The organism is Candidatus Pedobacter colombiensis, from assembly GCA_029202485.1.
GTDB classification, from domain to species: Bacteria; Bacteroidota; Bacteroidia; order Sphingobacteriales; family Sphingobacteriaceae; genus Pedobacter; species Pedobacter colombiensis.
Map to the genome: position 1 here is coordinate 2,888,818 of CP119313.1, position 24,216 is coordinate 2,913,033.

The 24,216-nt window shown below is 38.5% G+C and carries 18 protein-coding genes; 9 read left to right on the forward strand and 9 right to left on the reverse strand.

What is annotated here, in order from left to right; genetic code table 11:
* Positions 1–13: 13 nt before the first annotated feature.
* Positions 14–430 (forward strand): EamA family transporter, encoded by a 417-nt coding sequence (locus P0Y49_12415; GenBank protein WEK17598.1) that lies wholly within the window; start codon positions 14–16, stop codon positions 428–430.
* A gap of 4 nt (positions 431–434) precedes the next feature.
* Here P0Y49_12415 and P0Y49_12420 read toward each other — a convergent pair whose 3' ends face one another.
* Genes P0Y49_12420 through P0Y49_12435 form a run of 4 tightly spaced genes read right to left on the reverse strand, consistent with a single transcriptional unit; the run spans position 435 to position 6,458 of the window.
* Positions 435–3,455 carry an efflux RND transporter permease subunit gene (locus P0Y49_12420; protein ID WEK17599.1) on the reverse strand — a complete coding sequence of 1,007 codons (3,021 nt, stop codon included), beginning with the start codon at positions 3,453–3,455 and terminating at the stop codon, positions 435–437.
* A complete protein-coding gene (locus tag P0Y49_12425) occupies positions 3,452–4,378 on the reverse strand; it encodes an HlyD family efflux transporter periplasmic adaptor subunit (GenBank protein ID WEK17600.1) in 927 nt (308 codons plus the stop codon). The genes P0Y49_12420 and P0Y49_12425 overlap by 4 nt, the downstream gene beginning before the upstream one ends.
* Before the next feature lie 12 nt (positions 4,379–4,390).
* Positions 4,391–5,656, reverse strand: a complete 1,266-nt coding sequence (locus P0Y49_12430) for a TolC family protein (protein WEK17601.1) — start codon at positions 5,654–5,656, stop codon at positions 4,391–4,393.
* Complete coding sequence (locus tag P0Y49_12435; GenBank protein WEK17602.1) at positions 5,643–6,458, reverse strand: phosphatase PAP2 family protein; 816 nt, start codon at positions 6,456–6,458, stop codon at positions 5,643–5,645. The genes P0Y49_12430 and P0Y49_12435 overlap by 14 nt, the downstream gene beginning before the upstream one ends.
* A 129-nt stretch (positions 6,459–6,587) precedes the next feature.
* Between P0Y49_12435 and P0Y49_12440 the strand changes: the two genes are divergently transcribed.
* From P0Y49_12440 to P0Y49_12460, 5 genes are read left to right on the forward strand one after another with little or no spacing between them, the layout of a single operon-like run.
* Positions 6,588–8,987 (forward strand): TonB-dependent receptor, encoded by a 2,400-nt coding sequence (locus P0Y49_12440; GenBank protein ID WEK17603.1) that lies wholly within the window; start codon positions 6,588–6,590, stop codon positions 8,985–8,987.
* Positions 8,988–9,036: 49 nt separating this feature from the next.
* Positions 9,037–9,816 (forward strand): enoyl-CoA hydratase-related protein, encoded by a 780-nt coding sequence (locus tag P0Y49_12445; GenBank protein ID WEK17604.1) that lies wholly within the window; start codon positions 9,037–9,039, stop codon positions 9,814–9,816.
* 19 nt (positions 9,817–9,835) lie between these two features.
* The gene (locus P0Y49_12450) at positions 9,836–10,513 is read left to right on the forward strand and encodes a hypothetical protein (GenBank protein WEK17605.1); all 678 of its coding nucleotides are present in this window, start codon (positions 9,836–9,838) and stop codon (positions 10,511–10,513) included.
* A gap of 12 nt (positions 10,514–10,525) precedes the next feature.
* Positions 10,526–12,391, forward strand: a complete 1,866-nt coding sequence (locus P0Y49_12455; protein ID WEK17606.1) for a sulfatase-like hydrolase/transferase — start codon at positions 10,526–10,528, stop codon at positions 12,389–12,391.
* Positions 12,392–12,395: 4 nt separating this feature from the next.
* Complete coding sequence (locus P0Y49_12460) at positions 12,396–14,567, forward strand: S9 family peptidase (protein ID WEK17607.1); 2,172 nt, start codon at positions 12,396–12,398, stop codon at positions 14,565–14,567.
* Positions 14,568–14,575: 8 nt separating this feature from the next.
* On the opposite strand, the gene P0Y49_12465 is transcribed toward P0Y49_12460, so the two are convergent.
* The gene (locus P0Y49_12465) at positions 14,576–16,555 is read right to left on the reverse strand and encodes a PAS domain S-box protein (GenBank protein ID WEK17608.1); all 1,980 of its coding nucleotides are present in this window, start codon (positions 16,553–16,555) and stop codon (positions 14,576–14,578) included.
* 285 nt (positions 16,556–16,840) lie between these two features.
* On the opposite strand from P0Y49_12465, the gene P0Y49_12470 reads away from it, so the two are divergent.
* A complete protein-coding gene (locus tag P0Y49_12470; protein ID WEK17609.1) occupies positions 16,841–17,707 on the forward strand; it encodes an aldose 1-epimerase family protein in 867 nt (288 codons plus the stop codon).
* Here the strand turns inward: P0Y49_12470 and P0Y49_12475 are convergent, their stop codons facing one another.
* From P0Y49_12475 to P0Y49_12485, 3 genes are all read right to left on the reverse strand, one after another.
* Positions 17,708–18,901 (reverse strand): GAF domain-containing sensor histidine kinase, encoded by a 1,194-nt coding sequence (locus tag P0Y49_12475; GenBank protein WEK17610.1) that lies wholly within the window; start codon positions 18,899–18,901, stop codon positions 17,708–17,710.
* 63 nt (positions 18,902–18,964) lie between these two features.
* Entirely contained in the window at positions 18,965–19,750 is a 786-nt protein-coding gene (locus P0Y49_12480; GenBank protein ID WEK17611.1) for a DUF4249 domain-containing protein, read from the reverse strand.
* A 1-nt stretch (position 19,751) separates the two neighbouring features.
* Positions 19,752–22,082, reverse strand: coding sequence for a TonB-dependent receptor (locus P0Y49_12485; protein WEK17612.1), 2,331 nt, complete (start codon positions 22,080–22,082; stop codon positions 19,752–19,754).
* A gap of 135 nt (positions 22,083–22,217) precedes the next feature.
* Here P0Y49_12485 and P0Y49_12490 point away from each other — a divergent pair, with 135 nt between their 5' ends.
* Positions 22,218–22,718, forward strand: a complete 501-nt coding sequence (locus P0Y49_12490) for a DinB family protein (protein WEK17613.1) — start codon at positions 22,218–22,220, stop codon at positions 22,716–22,718.
* A 21-nt stretch (positions 22,719–22,739) separates the two neighbouring features.
* Positions 22,740–23,552, forward strand: a complete 813-nt coding sequence (locus tag P0Y49_12495) for a lysophospholipase (protein ID WEK17614.1) — start codon at positions 22,740–22,742, stop codon at positions 23,550–23,552.
* 96 nt (positions 23,553–23,648) lie between these two features.
* On the opposite strand, the gene P0Y49_12500 is transcribed toward P0Y49_12495, so the two are convergent.
* A complete protein-coding gene (locus P0Y49_12500; GenBank protein WEK17615.1) occupies positions 23,649–23,915 on the reverse strand; it encodes a hypothetical protein in 267 nt (88 codons plus the stop codon).
* Between the last annotated feature and the right edge of the window lie 301 nt (positions 23,916–24,216).

Below are 24,216 nucleotides of genomic sequence, written 5' to 3' on the forward strand. Positions count from 1 at the left end.
ATTCAAAAAAAAGATGTGGTGGATTTATGCTTTACTATCAGCCTTTTTCGCTGCCCTTACTGCCGTATTAGCCAAAGTAGGGATTAAAGGAATTGATTCTAACCTGGCAACAGCAATAAGAACAGTCATTATTTTACTTTTAGCCTGGGCAATCGTATTGTTCAGAAACGACCAGCAAGGCATTTCCGGCCTAACCAGACAAAACTGGACTTTCCTTATCCTTTCTGGTCTTGCCACCGGCCTCTCCTGGATCTTTTACTTTAAAGCATTACAGCTAGGAAAAGTTTCGCAAGTAGCCCCGGTAGATAAGGCCAGTGTAGCCATAGCCATCTTATTATCTGTTGTATTTCTAGGCGAACCTTTAACATTTAAAACCGTCATTGCCGTTTTACTCATCACAGGAGGAACAATCATCCTCATCTTTCAATAACCATTTAACGATAAAACTTCCTGATCATACTTGGCAGAACGATCAGCAATAAGGGAAGTGCTACTAAAAAGCCTCCAATTACGGCTATAGCAAGCGGCTGATGCAATTGCGCTCCAGCTCCTATTCCCAATGCCAATGGAAACAACGCTATGATTGCTCCCAGAGCAGTCATTAATTTAGGTCTTAATCTTGTTGATATAGCATAGGTAATGGCTTCATCCACATCATTCCCCTGCAAAGACTCTTTAAACTGCAGGAAAGTAAACACCGCATTTTCACCTATAATTCCAACGATCATAATCAAGCCTGTATAGCTCCCAACATTTAAAGGCGTATTGGTAATGAATAAGGCCAGGTAACTTCCTGAAATACCTAGCACAGCAATCAACAAGATTAAAAATGCAATCCTGAAATCCTTAAACAGGAATAGAATCACACTAAACACCAATAAACTCGAAGTAATGAGGATCATCAACAATTCTTTAAAAGACTGCTGCTGTTCGGCATAAGCGCCACCATAAGTTATGTGATAGCCAGATGGCAAAGCTATTTGCGAACCTACTTCTCGCTGTACATCCTTCATCACGCTACCCAGATCTCTATTATCTAAACGCGCAGTAACTACACCAATAGACTGCAGATTTTCTCTTTGTACCTCCGCACTTCCTGTTTTAAGCTCCACTTTAGCTAAGTTGCCAATCGGAATCGCTTTACCTGAAGGAAGAAATATCTTTAGTTCATTAATATTGGCAATTGCGAATTGCCTGCTTCCCGGGTAGATGATTCGAATTGGAGACAATTGCTGCTGATCATATAAATCGCCAATTACATTCCCCTCCAAAGCCAATTGAATTTGAAATTGGAAACTTGCAGGGCTAATCCTATATTGCGCAAGAGCCGCAAAATCAGGCCGTATATCAACAGTTGGCCCCGACAGAACAATCCCATTAAATACATCTGCTGTACCGTTTACCTTCCGTAACACATCAGCCACCTTTCTGGATAAAGCTTCCAATGTAAGCTGATTATTGCCAAATATTTTCACTTCAATGGGCTGGGTAGAGCTCATCAAATCGCCCAACATATCCCCTATAACCTGACCAAAATCCACCTTTAAAGCCGGTTGACTACTTTCGATTTTGCTTCTGATCTCTGCAATCACCTGATCCGTGGTTTTATTTCTGTTCGGCTTTAGCTGAATCAGGTAATCACCAGTATTAGGTTCTGTAATAAAAAAACCCATTTGTGTCCCGGTTCTTCTCGAATACGCCTGCACCTCCGGTACTTTAACCAACTCTTTCTCTACTTCCCTCAACATTCTATCCGTTTCATACAATGAGGTTCCGGGTGGCGAACTGTAATCCAACACGATACTACCTTCATCCATTTCCGGTAAAAAACCAGTCTCTAAATGAGGAAAAACAAATCCAATAGCAACAACCAGCAACAGCATACCTATTATACTGATATACGGTCGCCGAATAAAATATCGAATCCAATCCTGTTTTTTGACTTCGTGTCCTTTACTTTTTTTACTTACTGAATTTGCCCCGGCATTTCGTGTAAGCAACAAATAGATCACAGGCAAACCTATCCAGGTGACAAAGAACGAACAAACCAGCGTAATGATCATGGTATTCGTCATCACCTGAAAGTATGCCCCGGCCACACCGGTCATCAACGCAAAAGGGACAAATATTACGATTGTGCTAATAGACGAGCCAAGCATTGCAGGAAAAAGATAATCTATTGCTTTTTTCAGCAGATTAACCGTTGGTTCGTCCGGATGCTCTTCATGCGTTCGGTGAATCTGTTCTACCACCACAATTGCATCATCAATAATGAGACCTATAGCCGCAGCAATGGCACCAAGCGTCATGATATTTAAGGAATACCCAACAAAATACAGCACAATAATACTTAAGCAAAGCGTAACTGGAATGGTAATCAGTATGGTTGCACTTGCCTTTAGCGACCGTAAAAAAATAACAGCTACGATAATGGCCAATGCAAGGCCAATCAGTAAGCTATCCCGAACACTTTTAACAGATTCATTTACAAAATCAGCTTGTATATAATAAGGTTTTATATATACACCGGAAGGAAGTATTTTTTTTAATTCAGCCACCTTAGCCTCCATTTGCGCTGATAAATCGACCAAATTAGCATTGGGCTGCTTAATTACCGCAATTAAAATCCCATCTTTTCCATTCGCATTGATACGGGTATAAGCTACCCCTTCTTCTATTTTAACCTTGGCAATATCTTTTACCCTAACTATCCGGTTACCATTTTTGCTAACAATCAATTCTTCCAGATCTCCCTTGCTTTTCACCGTTGCATCTGTAATAGAAAGATATAAGTAATTATGATCTGAAAGGTATCCGTTTGACTTGATAAAATTGGTTTGCGCAAGAATGCTGCTCAGCTGATCCGGCGAAATAGACAAAGTAGTCATCTTTTGAAGATCAAGCTCCAACCAATATTCTTTGCTCTTCCCACCGATCACCCTAATTTCTGAAACCCCATCCACCTCTGATAAAAATGGCTTTATGGTATAAGTAGCAAGCTGCTTAAGTTCAATCGGCGATTTGGTATGACTCTCTAAACTATAACCACTTACCGGCAATATAGAAGGGTTCATCTTTTCAACAGAAAAATTTATCCCCGGCGGTAAGGTACCCTTGATCCTCTCTATTAACGCTTCGATCCTTTGTTGGCTAACGTTAATATCTGCAGTACTATTCATATAGGCTGATAGCTCACAGCTCCCTCTGCTGGTTACACTTCTGATCAACTTTAAATCCGGCACCTGCTTAATTGCATTCTCCAGTGGCCGGGTGACTGTAACCACCATTTTATCAACAGGTTGAAGCTCGGCTTCTGCGATGATCTTTATCTTCGGAAAGGTAATTTCAGGAAAAAGCGCTGTTTTTAGCTGATGATAAGAATAAACACCCCCCAGAAGCACCAATATAAGTACCGCCAGTAATGGGTTTCTGTACGATATAAAAAAGTTCTTCATAGCTGTTTCACTACTTTAACCTTTGCTGTGTCAGCCATACCATAATTGCCGGTAGTAATGATCCGATCCCGGGAAGTAAAAACAGGACTTAGAATCTCTACCTTATCCTTATTTTCAATGCCCCGCTTAACAGGAACTTTTATAGCTGTAGAATCATTAATCAGCTTCATTACCCAAAAGTCATCCTCCGTTTCATTTGTCAGCACAGCTGATTTGGGTAATGTATTTGCATTTGGCCGTGCTGCCTTAATGATGCTCACCCTTGCAATCAATCCTTCCGGAATTGGATGAGAAATATCCACCCTAATGATTACTCTTTGTGCCTGAGAAGCTGAATCGACCATAGGTAACGTACCACTAATTGTTCCTTTCAATTTTTCACCATCCGGCAAGGTAAGTTCAAGTGTTTTGTTATTGATCATCAGCGCCCGCTGTTCGTAAGGCAAATCAAGCAAAAACACGAAACTATTTTTATTGATAATAACAGCTAATGCTTCCCCATCCTGAACATAATCACCTTTCTGATGATTCACATCAGTGATAAAGCCAGCCTGGCCAGCCCTGATGTTTGAGGTTCCTGAAAACTTAAATTCCGGATCAAGTTGATTCACAGCGTTACCAATAGCTCTTGCTTCTTTGGTAATCAAGCTAAACAAAATCTCATTCCCGGCAACCTGTTGCCCTACCTGTGCACGAACAGATTGAACATAACCATTAATATTTGCCTTAACATAGCTCTTTTGCAAATAAGCGGATACAGCATTCAATTCTGTAGACTCAGAAAGTGGACCAACAGTTACATAACTCACCAGAACAGGTGTTACCGGTGCAGCAACATCTTCGGTCGGGGCAGCTCCATGGCAGGCACTTAGCAGACCTGCAGTTAGTAGATATAAATATTTGGTCAAATTCCCTTTTTTCATAGGTTTGCGAGATTATCTATTCCAGTAATTGAGCTGATTGATGAGTCTTAAACGATTGATATTTGTTTGTCTAAATAAGTTTTGTGCCACCATATAGTTATTGATTGCAATTACAAAATCAACAATTTTCACATCTCCGGTGTGCAACAATTTACGATCAACATCGATCAGACCACTGGTAATTTTGATTTGATCTTTAATCTGTTCATATAAACCATCTGTTGTCGTTATCTGTTGCTTCAGTAAATCTATTTGTTGCTTTTGCTGTGTACTGAAGTAATTGCGGTACATAGACCCTGTTTGCAATTGTAAGTTAAGCTTATCATGCTGCATCTTTTTTTGATGCCCATCATAAAGCGGAACAGACACCGTAAAACCTACACTTGTTCCAAAATTTTTATAAGGCTGAAGAATAAAAGAAGAGTTATAGCCCCCATTTACATACAAACTTGTTTTTGGCTTATAGTTAAAATCCACAGCCTGCTTTTCATTCAAAGTTTTAAGACTATCGATTTGGAAACGTTTGATAAAGAAATTCTTTTCTTGCAGCCCATCTCCATAAATAGCTATCGAAGGCTCCTTTAGCCTCACAGCAGTCGTATCATGAATACCAGACAAATAATTTAAGGTAGCATAGTCATTTTTAAACTGAAGTTCGGCTTGCTTCCATTGCAACTGCTGTTGTTTTAGCGTAACCAGGAAAGTAAGATACTCTGTCTGCCTGTAAGTATTTGCGCGGGTAAGTTCTTTCAACAAAACTTCTTCTTTGACTAAAAGATCATAAACATCATGGTTAAAATCAACTTGCTGCTGACTGCCATAGGCTGTGATATACTGCTCCGTTATGGCTTTTTTCAAATCCAGTTCCGAAAGTTTTGAGGCATAATGAATGGAATCCCTTTGCAAAAGCACCTGCTGTAACTTATTATCTTTCGAACCTTTGCTAATCAGGTTATAATTTAAGCTTAGCAACGCATCAAGCGTTTGCCCATTGCTTAATGCCACATCATAGCCATATCCATTAATTATCGGTGCATATAAACCTGTAGAACTGGCCGCTATCTGAGGTAAATAGCCTGCTCTTAATCGTAAGCTATCGATTTTATTCATCAGTAATTGATTTTTATAATCTTTACTGAGCGGACTTGATGCCAGCGCTTGATTAATGAAAAAATTCAAGTCTGCAGATTCCTTTACCGAGCGCTGCGCATGGCTTCTTAAAGTAAAAAAGCTCAGGCATAAAATAATTACGAATCTTCTTTTTCTAAAATGTTCCATTAAAAGAGAGGCCAAAACTATGTTGTTGATATGAAGGTACAACATTATAATTCATTGCACGATTACCTGAAACCAATCTTTTTAATTTTGGATAAATAAAATACGCAACCTTGGTTGATAGGATACCAAATCCTGCGCCTGCTACAACATCACTCAACCAGTGCTTATTGTTATACATTCTAAGTGTCCCGGTAGCTGTTGCAACAGCATATCCCGCAATCCCATACCAGGGCGATACATCTTTATATTCCTGATTTAAAAATTCTGCCGCAGCAAATGCATTAGCGGTATGCCCCGAAGGGAACGAATCAAAACCTGCCCCATTTGGTCTTTCCCTATGTGAGGCCCGCTTTACAATAGTCACCGAACCACCAGCAATTGCAGATGACAATATATATAAACCTGTAGCGTCCAATAAAGAATGTTGTCCCTTTACCCCTGCCAGATTTAATCCGTAAACTGCCGCTGCAGGTACAAACTGTAAATAATCATCAATATGCGCTGCAAATAAAGGATGATCCTCCTGCAATTCATTTTTAGTTGAATAATCCAGCCGCCTCACCACATTGTCTCCCGCCAGAGAGACTAAACCATAACCAATAAAAGATGCCGGAATGATAAACGCTGCAACCCCTGGTTTATATTCAGTAGCTGCAACATGATGATCCTTATATGTCCCTGTCGTTTGCAGTTTTAAAGTATCCTGCGTAGCCCCTTGTGCCATGCAAAAGCCCGGTAAGCAGAAACAAATAACTGCAATAAGTAATTTTCTGTACACCGTACAATAAGAAGAAGCACTCATAACCTTGAAAAGTTTAAGGCCTAAATTACTGCTCAATTATGAAGAAAATCTGAAGTAGAAATTAATTGCTCTACTTCAAAAATTCTACAGAATTGGACCGTAATTATGCAATTTAAATTAGCAAATCTAATGACCAGACCCATAAGTTACTTCTGCCTTTTCTTTTTTTTATCCATTTCAACCACATTCGCTCAGTCTAAGGGAATAATTACCGGAAAAGTAATCGAACTCCCTTCAAAAAAGCCTTTTGAATTTGTAAACATCGTATTAAAGAGAAAAACAGACAGCACAGTTGTTATCCATGAAGTGACTAATGCCAAAGGACAATTTAATTTAACGGCTGTACCTGATGGTAAATATTTCATACAGACTAGCTTTGTAGGATATGATGACTCCAGAACAGCTTTTTTTGATATAAATGCCCAACATCCTAAGGCTAACTTTAACATTAATATGGATGGTGCAAAAAAAACATTAAATGAAGTACAAGTTATTTCTCAAAAAAACATCTTTACCAATTCCATCGATAGAAAAATATACCATGTAGATATGGACATCATGGCAAAATCAGGTTCTGCCAGTGAAGTGCTTCAAAATGTACCGTTAGTACAGGTTGATCTTGACGGAAATGTAAGTCTAAGAAATTCTGCTGTAACCATTTTGATCAATGGAAAAATCTCACCCTTAATGGGCAAAAATGCAGCCGCTGCACTCCAACAACTTCCTGCAAACAGCATAGAAAAAATAGAAGTCATTACTAACCCTTCTGCTAAGTATAAACCGGATGGAACCGGCGGCATCATCAACATCGTATTAAAAAAGAGCACAAAACGTGGCTTAAATGGCAACATAACCGCCAATGGGGGAAACAATGATCGTTACAATGTCGGAACAACAATAAATTACAAGCCTGGTAAATTAAATGTGTTTGGCAGCTATAGCGTTAAGCAGGATGACAGGATAAGAACCACAACAAATGATAGAGTCCAAACGGATCCCAATACAGGTGCAACAAACTATTATAACGACCGGATGATCGGAAAAACCCGTCCCTTTTCTAATATTGCTACATTAGGTTTTGATTACAATATCAACGATAAGAATAGTTTCGGCCTATCCGGAAATTATTACTTAAGGAACATGCATAAGCATGATCTAACCGTTAAACAGGTTAGAAATGCGATAAGTGGGAATCAGGATTATGATAGAAAACGTGAAAACTTTGAGCAAGAGAAAGCAAGTGAAGCAACTCTTTATTATGAACACGCTTTTAAAGGTGAAGATCATAAACTTAGACTGGAATTTAACGTAACTCATTCGCCGGAAATTGAAGACAACCATTATACCAATACCTATAGGTTTCCGGTAATACCAGACCAGCTTGACAATACCATCATTAAACAAACTTCGGACAATAAGCACGTCAGCTTGAGTTATGAGTATCCCATTTCAGAACAAAGCAAAATAGAAGCTGGTTACGATGGCCAGTTCAACAAACAAGATCTGGACTTTTATGGTGCCGAATTTGACAATAGAAGTCAGCAATTCGTTACCGACATCAACAAAACCAATCGCTTTATTTACTATGAAAATGTACATGCAATTTATGGCACCATATCCAAAGAAGCTAAGAAAATTGGGGTAATGATTGGCTTAAGAGGTGAATATTCTGACATCAACTCCAAGCTGATCACTAACAACACTGCCATACCCAACCATTACTTTAAAATCTACCCGACCCTACATTTTACCTATAAAATAAAGGACAATAAAGAAATGCAATTGAATTACAGCAGACGAGTTAGAAGACCAGAAGGAGACAATCTGAATCCCTTTGCCGAGTACGCTGATCCAACTAACATAAAAGTTGGAAACCCTTACTTGTTACCCGAAATTATTCATTCTGTAGAAATTGGGTACCAATGGCGAAAAAATGGGATAAGTATCATGCCCGGAATTTATTACCGATACACTTATAATAGGTTTACATCAGTTACCACACCTTTAAATGACTCAGTATTGGTTACCCGGCAACAAAACCTGGCCAACGACCAGGCCATAGGTGCAGATGTCGTTTTTTCTGGAAATTTCAACGATAAACTAAACCTCAACTTTACGCCAAACATCTTTTACAACCAGATAGACGCCTCCAATTTGGGCTATAGTAACAAAAAATCTACGATCGCATGGGCTGCTAATCTAAATGCAACTTATGCCATCACAAAAGGAACATCCTTGCAGATAAATTCGAATTATAAATCAACCAGATTAACCCCACAAGGTAAATACCTTCCAAGCTTTGTGATGAACTGTGGTGCCAAACAGGATCTCTTAGGTAAAAAAGGTGCTATATATTTTACAGTTTCTGACCTGTTTAAATCCCAGAGACAGGAAATAAATCTACAAGGGCCGCTTTTAACTCAGCATGTTTTAACAAAAAGCAATTCAAGAATTATTTATTTGGGTCTCAGCTACAATTTTGGTGTAGTAAAGAAAAAGAAAGACATGCAGTTTGACAATAGTTTATAATATCTTCTTCGGCTTATCTTATATTTGGTCAACTTAACTAAATATTTGTATGACTGAACCATTGGTTTTATACTCGCTAAGTCAGCGTATAGCTACCATATCTATTAACCGTCCGGAAAAGCGCAATGCGCTAAATCCCGCTCTGGTTGCTCAACTAACTGCAGCTTTTGTAAGGGCTTCGGCAGATGATGAAGTAAAGGTTGTTATTTTAAAAGCCAATGGTAGTACATTTAGTGCAGGTGCCGATTTGGCTTACCTACAGCAGCTCCAGCAAAACACCTATGAAGAAAACCTTGCTGATTCCGAAAACCTGAAGAATTTATTTACCACAATTTATTATCTCCCAAAAGTAGTCATAGCACAAGTTGAAGGGCACGCTATTGCCGGGGGCTGTGGTCTGGCAACTGTTTGCGATATTATATTTGCTGTGCCTGAGGCTAATTTTGGATATACAGAGGTAAAATTAGGTTTTGTACCCGCCATTGTTTCCTGCTTTTTACTACGAAAAACAAGTGAAACCATTGCCAAAAAAATATTATTCACCGGTGCGCTATTCTCCGCACAAGAGGCTTTAGACTATGGTCTGATCACTTTTGTAACAAACAAAGCAGATATCAGTCTTAATGTAAATAATTTTGCATTAAGTTTGTGTAATGAAGCTTCTACCAATTCGTTAATGGTTACAAAGCAGCTCATCGGACAAACCACCAATCCCGAACTGGATAAAAGCTTGTCGGAGGCTGTGCGGATCAATGCCCGGGTGAGGGAAAGTGAAGATTTCAGAAAAGGAATTGCTGCCTTTATCAGCAAAGAGAAAATTAACTGGTAAACTAAATTATTATTAAAAAATGTTTAAATCTATCAAAACAGGAGTTCTTGTAATTATTTTAATAGGAACAGCAATCGTCGCTAAAGCTCAAAAAGTTATAGATGCCGGAACCATTACTTACGGTGTAGAATATGTACTAACCGATGACCAGAAGAAACAAGTTGATCCTTCGGTATTGCCTTCAGAAAGCAAAGTAGAGTTTAATGGCAATATATCTAAAGTACAAATGGATTTAGGTATGGCTATGCTAAAAGTGCTTACTGATGGTGCCGCCAGTAATGCCTTGGTACTTGTTGATATCCCAATGATGCAAAAACAGTATGCAGCAAAAATGTCTAAAGAAGAAATAGAAAAGCAAAGAGGCTCCTTAAAATACAGTGATTTTAAAGCTACCGGCGAAAAACAAAATATTGCCGGCTTTAATGCAGAAAAATATACCTACAAAGACAATAATGGTGCTGATTATGAACTGTGGGCTACTACAGAACTTAAACTACCTTTAGGTGCTAACCCTCCGGGCTTTGCAGACCTAAATGGTACACCAATCAAATTCACAAATACTCAGGATGGTTTTAAAACTTTGTTGACCTTAAAAAGTGTAAAAGAAGGAAAAATAGGCCCCTTTTCTCTGGATGTTCCTAAAGGATATGAAATAAAAACCATGGATGAATTAAAAGCAATGAGAGGTGGCCGATAACTCAGTCGTAAAATGTTAAAAAGCCTGCTCTTTTTTATCCGCTTCTTCTTATTCTGGCTGCTGTTCTTTTTTATTGACCGCCTGATATTTATATTCATCTATCATCAAAAACTTGCTGCTGTTTCATTTAAAGAAACAGCAGCAACATTTTATTACGCCTTACCCTTAGATTTATCCATGACGGCTTACATTGCCGTCATTCCACTTTTAAGCTATATTTATTGGCTGTTAAATGGGCGTAAAACAGTAAAACTAAAATGGCTATCAGTTTACAATACCATCCTCATCCTAATATGTAGCATCCTTTCTGTTGTTAATTTTAACATTTATAGAGAATGGGGCAGCAAAGTAAATGCTAAAGCACTTGGTTTTGCATTTTCATCCCCCAAAGAGGCCATGGCGTCAAGCGCGTCCTCTCCTCTAGGCTTATCCATTTCTTTATTGGTTCTGCTGGCTGTCTTAGGGCTTTTTCTTCAGCGTTTTGTGGTATCCAGAAAGCTAACCTTTACAACAAGTCCAATTTGGACCAAAATATTGCTTTGTATCGCTTTAACAGGAGCTAACTTTTTATTGATTAGAGGTGGAATTGGTGTATCGCCGATCACCCAAAGCAAGTCCTATTTTTCGAAAGAGCAGATATTAAATATTGCAGCCGTAAACACAGAGTGGAACCTCATATCCAGTCTACTGTCTGCAAAAATGTCAAGAACCAATCCTTACCTGTACTTGGGCAGCAAACAGGCAGATGAGAATATAAAAGCATTGTATAGTACGTTAAAGGATACCACCATTAATATACTAAATACCAAACGTCCAAATGTAGTACTGGTTATTATTGAAAGCTTTACTGCCGACCTGACCAAGACTTTAGGCAATGAAGAAGGCATTACCCCTCATTTTGATACGCTGATTAATAAGGGCGTACTTTTTACCCAGATTTACTCCTCTGGAAGTCGTACCGACAAAGGCTTAATCGCTACACTTGCCGGTTTTCCTACCCTCGCAAGTGGAAGCATTGTAAGATGGCCTGAGAAAATGCAAAAACTACCAGGTATCTCACAATCCTTATTTAAAAATGGCTACAGTACTTCTTTTTATTATGGTGGAGAGTCCGAATTTGACAATTATAAAGCCTTTATTTTAAGTCATGATTACCACAAACTGATTGATATAAACAATTTTGAAAGCATTGGCATGAGATCCAGATGGGGAAAATTTGATGAAGTGGTATTTCAAAAACAGCTAAGCGACCTGAACAAGGAAAAACAACCCTTCTTTTCTACTACACTTACTTTAACCAATCACGAACCATTCGACTTACCTGGGACTTCAAAATTTGGCAAAGCCGATAATATAGCCAACTTTAAAAGCACAGCTTATTATACAGATTCCTGCATCAATGCTTTTTTAACTGACGCTAAAAAACAGCCATGGTATAAAAATACACTATTTGTATTTGTAGCCGATCATGGACACATGCTACCTAAAAACATACACGACATTTCGACTCCCCAACGCTACCACATCCCCCTGTTATTTTATGGAGATGTAATTAAAGATGAATTTAAGGGCCGCAAACTGAACAATATTGGTAGTCAGACCGATATTGCCGCTACCCTACTTGCCCAGCTAGATATCGCTGCAAAGCAATTTGAATGGAGTAAAAACCTATTGAATCCCTACAGCAAACCTTTTGCTTTTTTCAGCTGGGACAATGGAATGGGCTTTATTGATAACCAACAATGTGTTACATTTGATAATATAGGTAAAATGATCTTGTACAACAGCAATGAAAAAGATATTGCGCAAACCTCAAAAACACTTGATCATGCGAAAGCATATCTGCAAAATGTATATCGTCAATTTATAGAACTTTAATAAAATGAACTTCAGAAACATCATTTTTAAACTGGCATTAGTTGTCCTGATTGGCTTTTACGGAAAAACCCAGGCACAAAATAAACCTGATCTCAAATGGACTAAGGATGGGAATGCTTACTACCAGATGATGGATGATGAGCTGGTTACCATTTCCTTACCTCAAAATGAGCGCAAGACTATTGTAAGTCGTGATTTACTCCACTCCACCGGCACTAACCCCGGCAGAATTAAAGATTTCCAAATTTCTGAAGATGGTACCAAAGTGCTGATCTATAGCAATAGTAAAAAAGTTTGGCGCTATGAAACCCGCGGCGATTACTTTGTTGCCGATTTAAAAGCAAACACACTCACCCAAGTGGGGAAAGACAAACCTGCCTCATCCCTCATGTTTGCTAAATTCTCGCCCGATGGGAATAAAGTTGCTTACGTAAGCAAACATAACCTTTATGTTGACGACTTAGTAGCTAAGACAACTAAAGCTTTAACTACTGACGGCACAGACAGGATCATCAATGGAACCTTTGATTGGGTATATGAAGAAGAATTTGATTGCAGAGACGGCTTTAGATGGAGTCCCGATGGACAATCTATCGCTTACTGGCAATTGGATGCAACCAAAATCAGAAACTTCCTGATGATCAACAATACAGATTCTATTTATTCCTTTACCATTCCGGTAGAGTATCCTAAAGTTGGACAAGATCCCTCCTCCTGCAAAGTTGGCATAGTGAACATTGTCAGTGCACAAACCAAATGGTTAAATGTACCAGGTGATAAGGTGCAGAACTATATACCAAGGATGGACTGGGTTCCTAATACCAATGAGGTGATGTTACAGCAATTAAACAGGGAACAAAATGTAAGTAAGCTGTTTGTGGCCAATGCTACGACAGGAGCTGCCGATAACATTTACACAGAAACTGATAAAGCCTGGATAGATGCTGCGAAAGACTGGCAGTGGATTAATAGTGGAAAAGAATTTATCTGGCTAAGTGAGAAAGACGGATGGCGCCATGCCTACCTCATCAGCAAAGATGGAAAGAAACAAACGCTGATTACTAAAGGAGATTTTGATGTTATAGAAAATTCGTTGGTTGACGAAAAGAATAACCTGTTGTATTATATAGCCTCTCCTTCAAATGCTACTCAGAAATACTTATTTAAAATAAAGTTAAGTGGAGGCGGCAAACCTGAAATGGTCACTCCTTCTATTTTACCAGGTACACATACTTACGAAATTTCGCCAAATGGTGTATTTGCACGTCATACTTATACAAGTGCTCTGGTGCCGCCAATTACCGAATGGATGAGGCTAACGACTTTAAATCCGCTGACCATGGCCGGTAGCATTACCAATCAGCTAGGCAGAATAAAAGCACCCAAAAACAAGGTGGAGTTTTTTAAAGTAAAAACTGAAGATGGAATTGAGCTGGACGGTTGGATGAAAAAGCCTGATAATTTTGATCAGACAAAGAAGTATCCGGTTGTATTTTACGTATATGGCGAACCAGCTGCGCAAACTGTAACCGATATCTATGGAGCCGGACGAAACTGGCTGTATGCCGGAGATATGTCTAAAGATGGATATGTTTATATCTCCATTGAAAATAGAGGCACCCCTGCTCCTAAAGGACGTGAGTGGCGTAAAAGCATTTACAAAAGCATAGGTACCTTGAATATTCGTGACCAGGCAATGGCCGCTAAAAAGGTACTGGAATGGCCATTTATAGACAAAGATCGGGTTGCAGTATGGGGTTGGAGCGGTGGTGGTTCATCAACTTTAAACTTAATGTTCCAGTATCCTGAGATTTACAAAACAGGTATTGCCATTGCAGCAGTAGGTAATCAGTTAACCTACGACAATATTTACCAGGAACGTTATATGGGTTCACCATTGGTCACTAAAGAAGCTTATATCAAAGGTTCTCCCATTAGTTATGCAAAAAATCTGCAAGGAAATTTATTGTATATTCATGGAACAGGTGATGACAATGTGCATTACCAGAATGCTGAAATGCTAATTAATGAACTAATTAAGAACAGAAAAATGTTCCAGATGATGTCTTACCCAAACAGAACACACAGCATTAACGAAGGCGAAGGCACCTCAGAACATTTAGCACTTACCTATACCAAATTTTTGCAGCAGTACTGCCCTCCAGGAGGAAAATAAAGGAAAGTTTAATTTTTGAAATAAATATTGAATGTTGTTCCCTCGTTTATCACACTGCTCACCGTAACTTTACCCCCCATGGCATCGATCTGATTTTTAGAAATAAACAGACCGATGCCTTTTGAATCGGGATTACCATTAAAGGTTTTGTACATCCCAAACAACTCCGCTCCATATTTTTCCAGGTCTATTCCAATTCCATTATCCGAAATCTGTAGCACCTGATAATCATCTTCCTTAAAGCAATTGATTTCGATGAGGGGTTTACGATCCGGATGGCTGTATCTGATCGCATTAAATATAAAATTCAACAAAATACTTTCCAGATACGCCGGATTATAGTTTACCACCAGCTCACAATTTTCATTCTCTTTGATGCTAGCCCCTTTTGCAACGATTTCTTCATTGAGAGTATCAATCGTTCGGCTGAGGTAGTGTTTAAGGTTTAAAGGCTCAACGTTCACATTGATACTTGTTTGAATATTAACGACCTTGTTTAAGTTCATTAATGTCTCATTGAGTGAGCCAGATGCCCTTTTTAGCAGTTGAACCAATTCTTTCCTTTCTTCTTCGGAACTCGCTATATCAATCAGATGAGATATGGCCTCAATATTACTGGTATGTGAACGCAGATTATGGGATACAATATAAGAGAAATTAAGCAGGCGCTTATTCTGTTCATTGACCAGGTTAAACGAATCACTTAGCGCCTTTTCTGCCTGTTTATATTCAGTAATATCTTCAATAATACAAATATGACTACTGGACAACTCACCATCATTCCATAATGATTTAACAATTAGATTTGCCCATAACAGGTGTCCTTCCTTATGTTTATATCGCTTTAATATTGTAAACTCTTCAATCTCTCCTGCTTTCAGCTTCTGCATTTTAAGTAAACCTTCTTCCAGATCCTCAGGAAAAGTAATAGAATGAAAGTCTGTCTCATAAAACTCTTCATCACTATAACCAAGTATCTTACGAAACTTATCGTTAACCTGTATAAAAGAGCCATTTTGTGTATCTACTTCTGCAATACCGATAGGAGCCTTATCAAAAATAGTTTTAAACTTCACCTGCGTTTCGATCAATTTACCGGCTTGTCTGTCTACCAATCGCCTAAGTTTCTCAGGTTTTTTAAACAACTTCATGGTAAGTAAGCCGCAAACCACAGCCAAAGCCAAGCCTAACACCAAAGGATAAATCAGTTGAAACAACAGGCTATATTTATCGGATACGATCAGATAAAGTTTCCAATCTCCATCTGGAAAATAAATGCTTTCGTAAGTACGACCAGCAAAATCCATTTTTGGATGAAGAAAGAAGTTCTCCTTGCCGGTAGCAGGGTTAACTTTTGAAAATTGAAAGTAAAACTTCTTATTTTCATTGTTGTAAACCCCTGCTTGCTTAAGAAAATCGGTCAGATTAATTACAACTGCCGAAAAACCCCAGAATTTATTATTATTAAATAAGGAAAGCCGCCCAACAATACCCTCTCCACCCTGTCGGAGTTTGATGGGGCCGGAAAAATACATTTTCTGGTAATTAATAGTTTTAAAAGCCCCCATAGCAACCAGGTTAGGCTCTTTAAATAAATTGAGTCCAAGTACCCGCTCATTGCCCTTCAATGGATAAGTATATTTAATTATTCCATCGGGAACCAATTGAACCGCCTTTAACATCGAATTGGAGTTGATCAGCTGTTCACCAACTTTTTCAAAATTGACAGGTTTCCCCTCATCATTAAGTGTTAAGGCCAGTGTAAGTGCAGCAGTATAGCTATTTTTTAGGGATTGATCAATATTCTGTTTTATGATGTTCAGCGTACTCAGCATTTCCTGCCTTTGGCTTTCTTTAATGATCAGGTATTTCTGATTTGTAATAAATCCAATAAGTAAAAGGAGAAACAAAAACACTAATATACCTGCTACCTTAGGTTTACTAAGTAACCGGCTTAACAGAGTGGAGAGCTTTCTTTCAGCATTCATATTACCTCAAGTAATAAATAAAAATTATTCTTAATTTTTACGAGAGTACGAATATAGCAGTTTTTTGTAATGAAACAACAACGCCACTAACAATTCTCCTGATCAAATTAATCTTCACAATTTTAGCCTCAGAAGTAGCAGTAATATCAAAGAATGCTTTGCCTTCCAACTCAACGTCTCTATTTGCTTCTTATTAAATACTGCCCAAACAGAACAAAATCTATCATTCTAATAGTATTTATTTACCTTTTTTTACACTAATTTGTTTTTTATATTTTTACGTTTATGATTTTCCTTGAAAACGAGTACTTAATCGCTTCATTTGCCAGCAAGGGTGCGGAGCTACAAAGTTTAAAAAGCAAAAAACACAACATAGATTACTTATGGAGTGGAAACCCCTCCTATTGGGGTAAGTTTAGTCCTGTTCTCTTCCCTATAGTAGGTGCCTTGAAAAACAATACATATTATTTCGAGGGCAAAGAGTATAAATTACCCAGACATGGTTTTGCAAGAGATTATGACTTTAAATTGCTTCGGCGAAACAAAACAGAAGTTGTTTTTACGCTTACGCATAATGATGAAACCTTAAAAGTATACCCTTTTCGATTTTTACTCCAGCTGCGATACACCTTACACGAATCCGGATTATCCTGTACCTATGAAGTCACCAACCCGGCTAATGACTTGTTGTTATTTTCACTTGGGGCGCATCCGGCGTTTAAAGTCCCACTTCAAGACAATGTACAATACACCGACTATTTTCTCAAATTTAATAAAGATCAGGCATTGACATACCATAAAATCAGCGGGGATCTGGTTGCGCATGAAACGGTTAAAATAGAACTCCAGGATGGAAAACTCCCGCTAAAGCATGAACTTTTTTATGAAGACGCATTGGTTTTTAAATCATTAAAAAGTGACTGCATTACTATTGCCTGCGATAAAAACCCTCATGGTCTTCATTTTAAATTTAAAGACTTTCCATTCTTTGGCATTTGGGCCGCAAAAAATGCAGACTTTGTTTGTTTAGAGCCCTGGTGTGGCATTGCCGACGGTGTTGATCATCAGCAAAATCTTACGGAAAAAGAAGGAATTGTCTTCCTTGCCCCAGACAAAACCTGGAGCAGGACATGGGAAATAGAATGCTTTTAATTATTTAACACCGGGTAATTGAACCGTAAACTTAGCACCTTTATGTTCACCTCCACTTTCAGCAAATATCCAACCGCCATGAGCCTCAACTAAAACTTTTACAATAGAAAGGCCAAGTCCGGTTGAGTGTTCTCCGGCAGTAGGCTGTGCACTTAAGCGTGTAAAACGTTGAAACAATCGCCTTTTATCATCAGCAGTTAAACCCGGTCCTTCATCTTCAATTTCTATTACAGCCCTACTATTTGAGGTACTCACACGCACATAGATATTCGTATTTAAAGGCGCATATTTAATTGCATTATTGATGAGGTTATCTACCACCTCATTTAATTTACCCTCATCTGCATTGATATAGATATCCATTTCCGGCGTAAAATGAATCGTTTGTCCTTTTCTTTCTGCCAAAGGCTGATTCATGGCCACTACATTGCTCACCAGATAAGACACATTTAATTTAATCAGCAATAACCTCATTTCACCGGCTTCCATGCTCCCCGACTGCAACAACTCATCAATAATACTCACCATATTTAAACTCGCAATCTTGATCTGATCGCACATTGCATCTACTACAACAGGATCATGTTTTTTAAGCTTAATCAGATCTGCGCGAACAGGTATAGTGGTTAGCGGATTTTTCAAATCGTGTGCTGTTGTATTCAGGAGCTGATTGTGTTGTGTCAGTGATAACCTCGAAGCAAATTTCAGCTCTATCTGATCCATCACAATGTCCCTGAGATCTCTTAAAATTTCCTGTTCATCATCAGAAATTGTTCTAGGTACTTTGTCAATGATACAAAAAGATCCCAGGTTAAAGCCTTCCTTAGTTTTTAGCTGATATCCAGCATAAAATCTCAATCCAAAAGAACCTGTAACCAGTTTATGACTTAATGTTCGCGGATCAGTGGCCGCATTTTCTACCAAATAAAAATCATCAGCTGAAACTACAGTTGCGCATAAGCCTTCTTCCCTATCCATCTGTTGTACATCCAATCCATATTTTGATTTAAACCAAACCCGATGTTCATCCACAAAACTAATTACAGCTACAGGAACTTTAATCAGCTTTGCAGCTAATTTAGTTAATTTATCAAAAGTGCTGTCTGGGGGAGTATCCAGAATGTCGTACCGATATAAGGCTTTAATCCTTTCTTCTTCCACCGAAATTAATTCCGGATCTGTTTGTGTAGCCATGAGATTCATAATAGAGATAACATAAAGTTAGCATTGTTCACTTGGAAAACAAATTATTATGGTCTACTTAATCACAGCTGTTCGCGTACTGGTTGTATATGCATTAAAAACGCCCAACGCCCCATTGTTAAAGTTTGAAGGCGGATTTGAAGGCGCTACAGGCGGTCCGCCCTTACCACTGCTCTGCTTCAAAGTATAAAAATAGCGGTAAACATTGAGGTCAATACATTGAAATTCTACCTCCAAATTATCCCCGGCTACTAAGTCATCCAACTTATAAAAAATCACATCAGCCACTTTGTTCCCATTGTTAAAACGATCCTCGCTCACCATATCCTCTTCTATTTTTCCTTTCACTTTTAAAATATAGCGATATTGGTTGGCGGTAGCTGCAGGATCATTGTAATTAACGGCGATATAAGTACTTATTTTACCAAAAAAATTAAATTGTTTAAAGGTTAGCGAGTCCAGCGCTACCTTTGCCGGCATTGTTGAGCTCGCACTATAAGTTTTACCATCTACAGTCACATCCAGTGTATACTTATTCCCAGGAACTCCACGTGCTTTAACAGATTGGTATACACCCGGCGAAACTTCAGTATAATTTAGCGTTACCCCATTTGGTCTGGTCAACACTACCTTTGCCCCGCTTACTCCATTAAACTTATTGGGTTCTGTAAAATTGTAGGTTTTGGAGACCTTTATTATCTGATTTTCATTCTGATCGTTTATTCCGCCATCGATAACCAATACAGGAGTCGAATTGTCGAGTTTAAGCTCAATTACTTTCTCACAACCACAGAATAGCATTCCTACAAAAAGTGTTATTAATAAAATAGGTCTCATCATGCTAAAATTTAAAGTTCCAGGTTACTGAAGGGATTGTTCCAAACAAGGTGGTCCTTACCACTTCAGTCCTGGTAGGGTCATTTGGGTTGTCCTTAAAATTGATAGAAAAGGCATTCTGGCGGTTATACAAATTGTAAATCCCGAAAGACCAGCTCGATTGTAATTTCCTTCCCGGTTTACCTTCTAAGGTTGCCGCAACATCTAAGCGGTGATAGGCCGGTGTCCGGTAACCATTCTTTTCCGTATAATAAAAAACGGTTCTATCGTTGATCTGGTATTTACCACTAGGATAAGTAACAGCATTACCGGTGTTGTATACGAAAACCGAGGAGAAAGTCCAACGCTGGCTAGCTTTATAGATGCCGACAAGCGATAAATCATGTGTTCTGTCTTGCTTCGCATAAAACCATTTACCATTATTAATGGCATCGAATTGTCTTTGTGTGCGCGACCAGGTATAGCCTATCCAGCCATTAAAACGCCCAAATCTTTTCTTAAAAAACAGTTCCAGTCCGTAGGCCCTGCCATCACCATATAATAAATCAGCCTCTACATTTCCATTGCCACGCAGATCTGTACCACTTCGATATTCAATCTGATTTTGCATCCATTTGTAATATATTTCTGCCGAAAACTCATAACTATTGTCATTAAAATTCCTGAAATATCCCGCAGCAACCTGATCAGCTATTTCCGGTTTTACATTGTTACTATTCATAATGTAAAGATCCGTTGGCGAAGTGGATGTTGAATTCGACATCAGATGTACATTTTGAATATTCCGGGTATACGCCCCCTTTAACGAGCTTGAATTGGTTAACTGGTAATTGGCAGATATTCTTGGTTCCAGATTGAAATAACTTTTTACAAATTCGTCTGCTTTATAAACTTTCGTAGCAATAATATTGCCATCAGCATCATAGGATTTGATATTACCTGGCCCCATTAATGAAAAATTACTTAAACGCAATCCATAAACCACATTCATCCGATCACTTACCGCCCATTCATCCGAAACATAAGCAGCAAGTTCAAGTCCTTTACGGTCTTCATAAGTCGTTTGATTTACACTGGAACTTGCCGAGGCGGTAAGTTTACCTGGGGCTATGGTATGGTGAATCGCATTTACTCCAAACTTTAAATTATGGGTATTGCTTAAACTGTATTCAAAATCCTGCTTTAAATTAAAATCCTTAATAGAGGAATTAACTTCAAAGTTGTTCTCTTCCATGAAATTCTGAATCACATAATTGTAGTTGCTATAGATTAATGAGGTGTTTGAAAATAACCTATTGCTGTATAAATGGTTCCATCGCAATGTAACCGTTGCATTGCCCCAGTTAAAACCAAAAGTCTCCGCTATCCCCAACTTGTCCCTACCAAAATAACCACTTAGATACAGTGTATTTTTATCGTCAATCTGATAGTTCGCTTTTGCATTAAAATCATAAAAATAAAGGATGTTCTTGTTGACGGAGCTGTCGGGTGACAACTTCAGAAAAGCATCCATATACGTTCTCCTTGCACTCACCATAAACGAACCTTTGTCTTTCACAATAGGCCCTTCTACCTTTAATCTAGATGAGATTAAACCTATGCCCCCCTCTACAGTATAGGCTTTCCTATTACCATCATTCATTTTAATGTCCAATACTGAAGCCAACCTGCCACCATATTGTGCCGGCATACCACCTTTATATACACTTACGTCTTTTATCGCATCCGAGTTAAATGTAGAAAAGAAACCGAGCAGGTGGGAGGCATTGTAAACCGGTGCTTCATCCAAAAGGATCAGGTTCTGATCGGTAGAACCACCTCTAACATAAAAGCCACTATTGCCCTCACCGGCCGATTTTATTCCGGGAAGCAGTTGAAGCGTTTTCAGTACATCGCGCTCTCCCAATAATACCGGAACATTATTGATATCCTTCACGTCTATTTTTTGCAGCCCCATTTGCGGACTGCTTACATTTTCATTTCTCTTAGTGGCAGAAATCACTACTTCACTTAACTGGTTATCTTCTTCCAGCACAAAATTAATCCTGATATCTTTAGTTACCTTCAGATTTTGCTTTATGGTTTTATATCCAATAAAACTGACCGAAATCTCGTAACTTCCCTCCTGGGTATTGATCGAATAGAAACCATACGCATTGGTTACCGACCCGGCGCTAGCGCTGCCAGTTAGCTTTACACTCGCTCCAATTAAGGTTTCACCGGTTTTTGCATCCGTCACATTTCCATTGACAGTTCTTTTATTTTGAGCAATTACAAATCGGGGTTGAATAATTATAAAAAGTAGTATCAGTACAATTCTAATGGTGTTTGGCATAGTCACATCGTGATTTGTAAAAATAGAAAGAATTACCGTATCAGCAAGCCTTCTTAACGTTCACAATGTTGATATTAAAATTTGCAGTTAGGATTAATCTTTAGGAGATTAGCTAACTAATCAAATTGAATTAAAATGTACCGGAAAATTGATGATTTCCTGAAAGATTGGAAAAGCGAGGAAGAATTTACTTTAAAGATTTTTAGTTTAATCAGTGCTGAAGCTAAAGCAAAACGGGTTCATGAGAATGTACGCACCTTAGAAAGACTGGCCTGGCACTTAACCCAAACCATTACAGAAATGGGTAAACGTGCCGGATTGCTTACAGAAGATTTACTTGAACATCAAGCTATTCCGGAGACTATGGATGAAATAGCTGAAATCTACAAGACCAATTCCGAGCTACTTTGTCGCGCGGTACGGTTAAAATGGACCGATTCTGCCCTCGAAGATCTTGTACCTATGTATGGTGATGAGTGGATGAAAGGAAAAATTTTGAATATTCTATTGTTACACCAAACGCATCATCGTGGACAAATGACAGTGATTATGCGTATATTAGGTTTACCGGTACTAGGACTTTACGGACCTTCAAAAGAAGAGTGGATCGCAATGGGCTTGCCGGCAATGGATTAATCTTAATCAAACGCCTACCCTATGAGTGAGTTTTATTGGACTTTTAAACAAACACAATTTCACGGTATCAACTGGCTGCCACAAAAATTCGATAAGGTAATGATCATTGTTCATGGCATTGGAGAGCACATTGGACGTTACGATCAGGTAGCTGCTTTTTTTATGCAACAAGGCTATGGTGTGGTCGGGATTGATCATTATGGTCATGGTAAATCTGATGGCCATAAAGGAGCTTCCCGCGGCTTCGAATTTATGTTCGATTACTTAAAGGCATTTTTACGCCATGTAAGAACACAATTCAGCAAACCTATAGTCATGTATGGTCATAGCATGGGTGGTGGTGTATTAACCGGTTTCTTACTCAAACGACAGCCTGACATACTAGCGGCAGTTATTTCTGCTCCCGCACTGATCATTGCTATGCGCCCCGGTCCTTTTCTTAAAAGCGCATTAAAAGTGATCACCTCCATAGCACCGAACTTTCGTATCTCACAGGGACTCGACATCAATAAAGTATCACATGATCCATTAGCAATAGAAAAGTTTGAAAATGACCCTTTGCGACATGACAAAATCAGTTTCCGGCTAGCCAATGATATGATACAGAACGGAGCCTGGTGCCTTGAACATGCAGATCAATTAAAAGTCAGGTCTTTGCTAATGCATGGTAGTGCAGATGAATTTACAGCCGTTGAGGGTTCACGTCTGTTTGCCAAACGTGCTCCCTCCAATTTGCTCACCTATAAGGAATGGGATCACCTCTATCATGAGATGCATAATGAACCGGAGAGTGCTGAGGTTTTACAGTATGTAGCGGATTGGTTAAAAGGTTAATAAAGATCATCTTCCGGACTCTCTATTCCAAAATTCTGACATATGAGACAAGCAGTAAATGGCAATATCTCCTTTGTGGATCCCCCGAATGTCATTTTAAGCAAGCTCCATTTTAAATATCATCTTCTCGACAATTGGAAAACTGCCTTCAATAACATTTTGATCCACCCTGGCTTCCATTTCTTCCTTGCTAAATTCTCTTAACGCTTCAAATAGGTTAGCTTGAACTTCTTCGCGACTACCGCCTTCTGCTATAACCCATGGCAATTCTGCAAATGTGCCCGTATAACCGTTATTGGTTTCATCAAACACAAATAATCCCGTTACCGAAAAAAAATCAGATTTTACTTGATTGCTGTTCATATCGTTGTTGTTTTTAGTATCATATCCATTTGTTACAGCAAACCTATAGATTATATTTTACTTTACAAAAGTTTATTTAATTTAAAAACAACAACAAAAATAAAAAAGAAAATAAAAATCATTTTATTGAACATAAAATTAATTTATATGAATTTTTATACAAAAAACTAGAGACTAATACATTTTTTAATGTCTGACCGCCCATTAATTTTAATTAGTTTGTTCATTCATAAAATCACTACCCTTTCCAGGTATTCAAATTGGCTACCTTTTTTCCGTTTAATGAGATCACACCAGCACA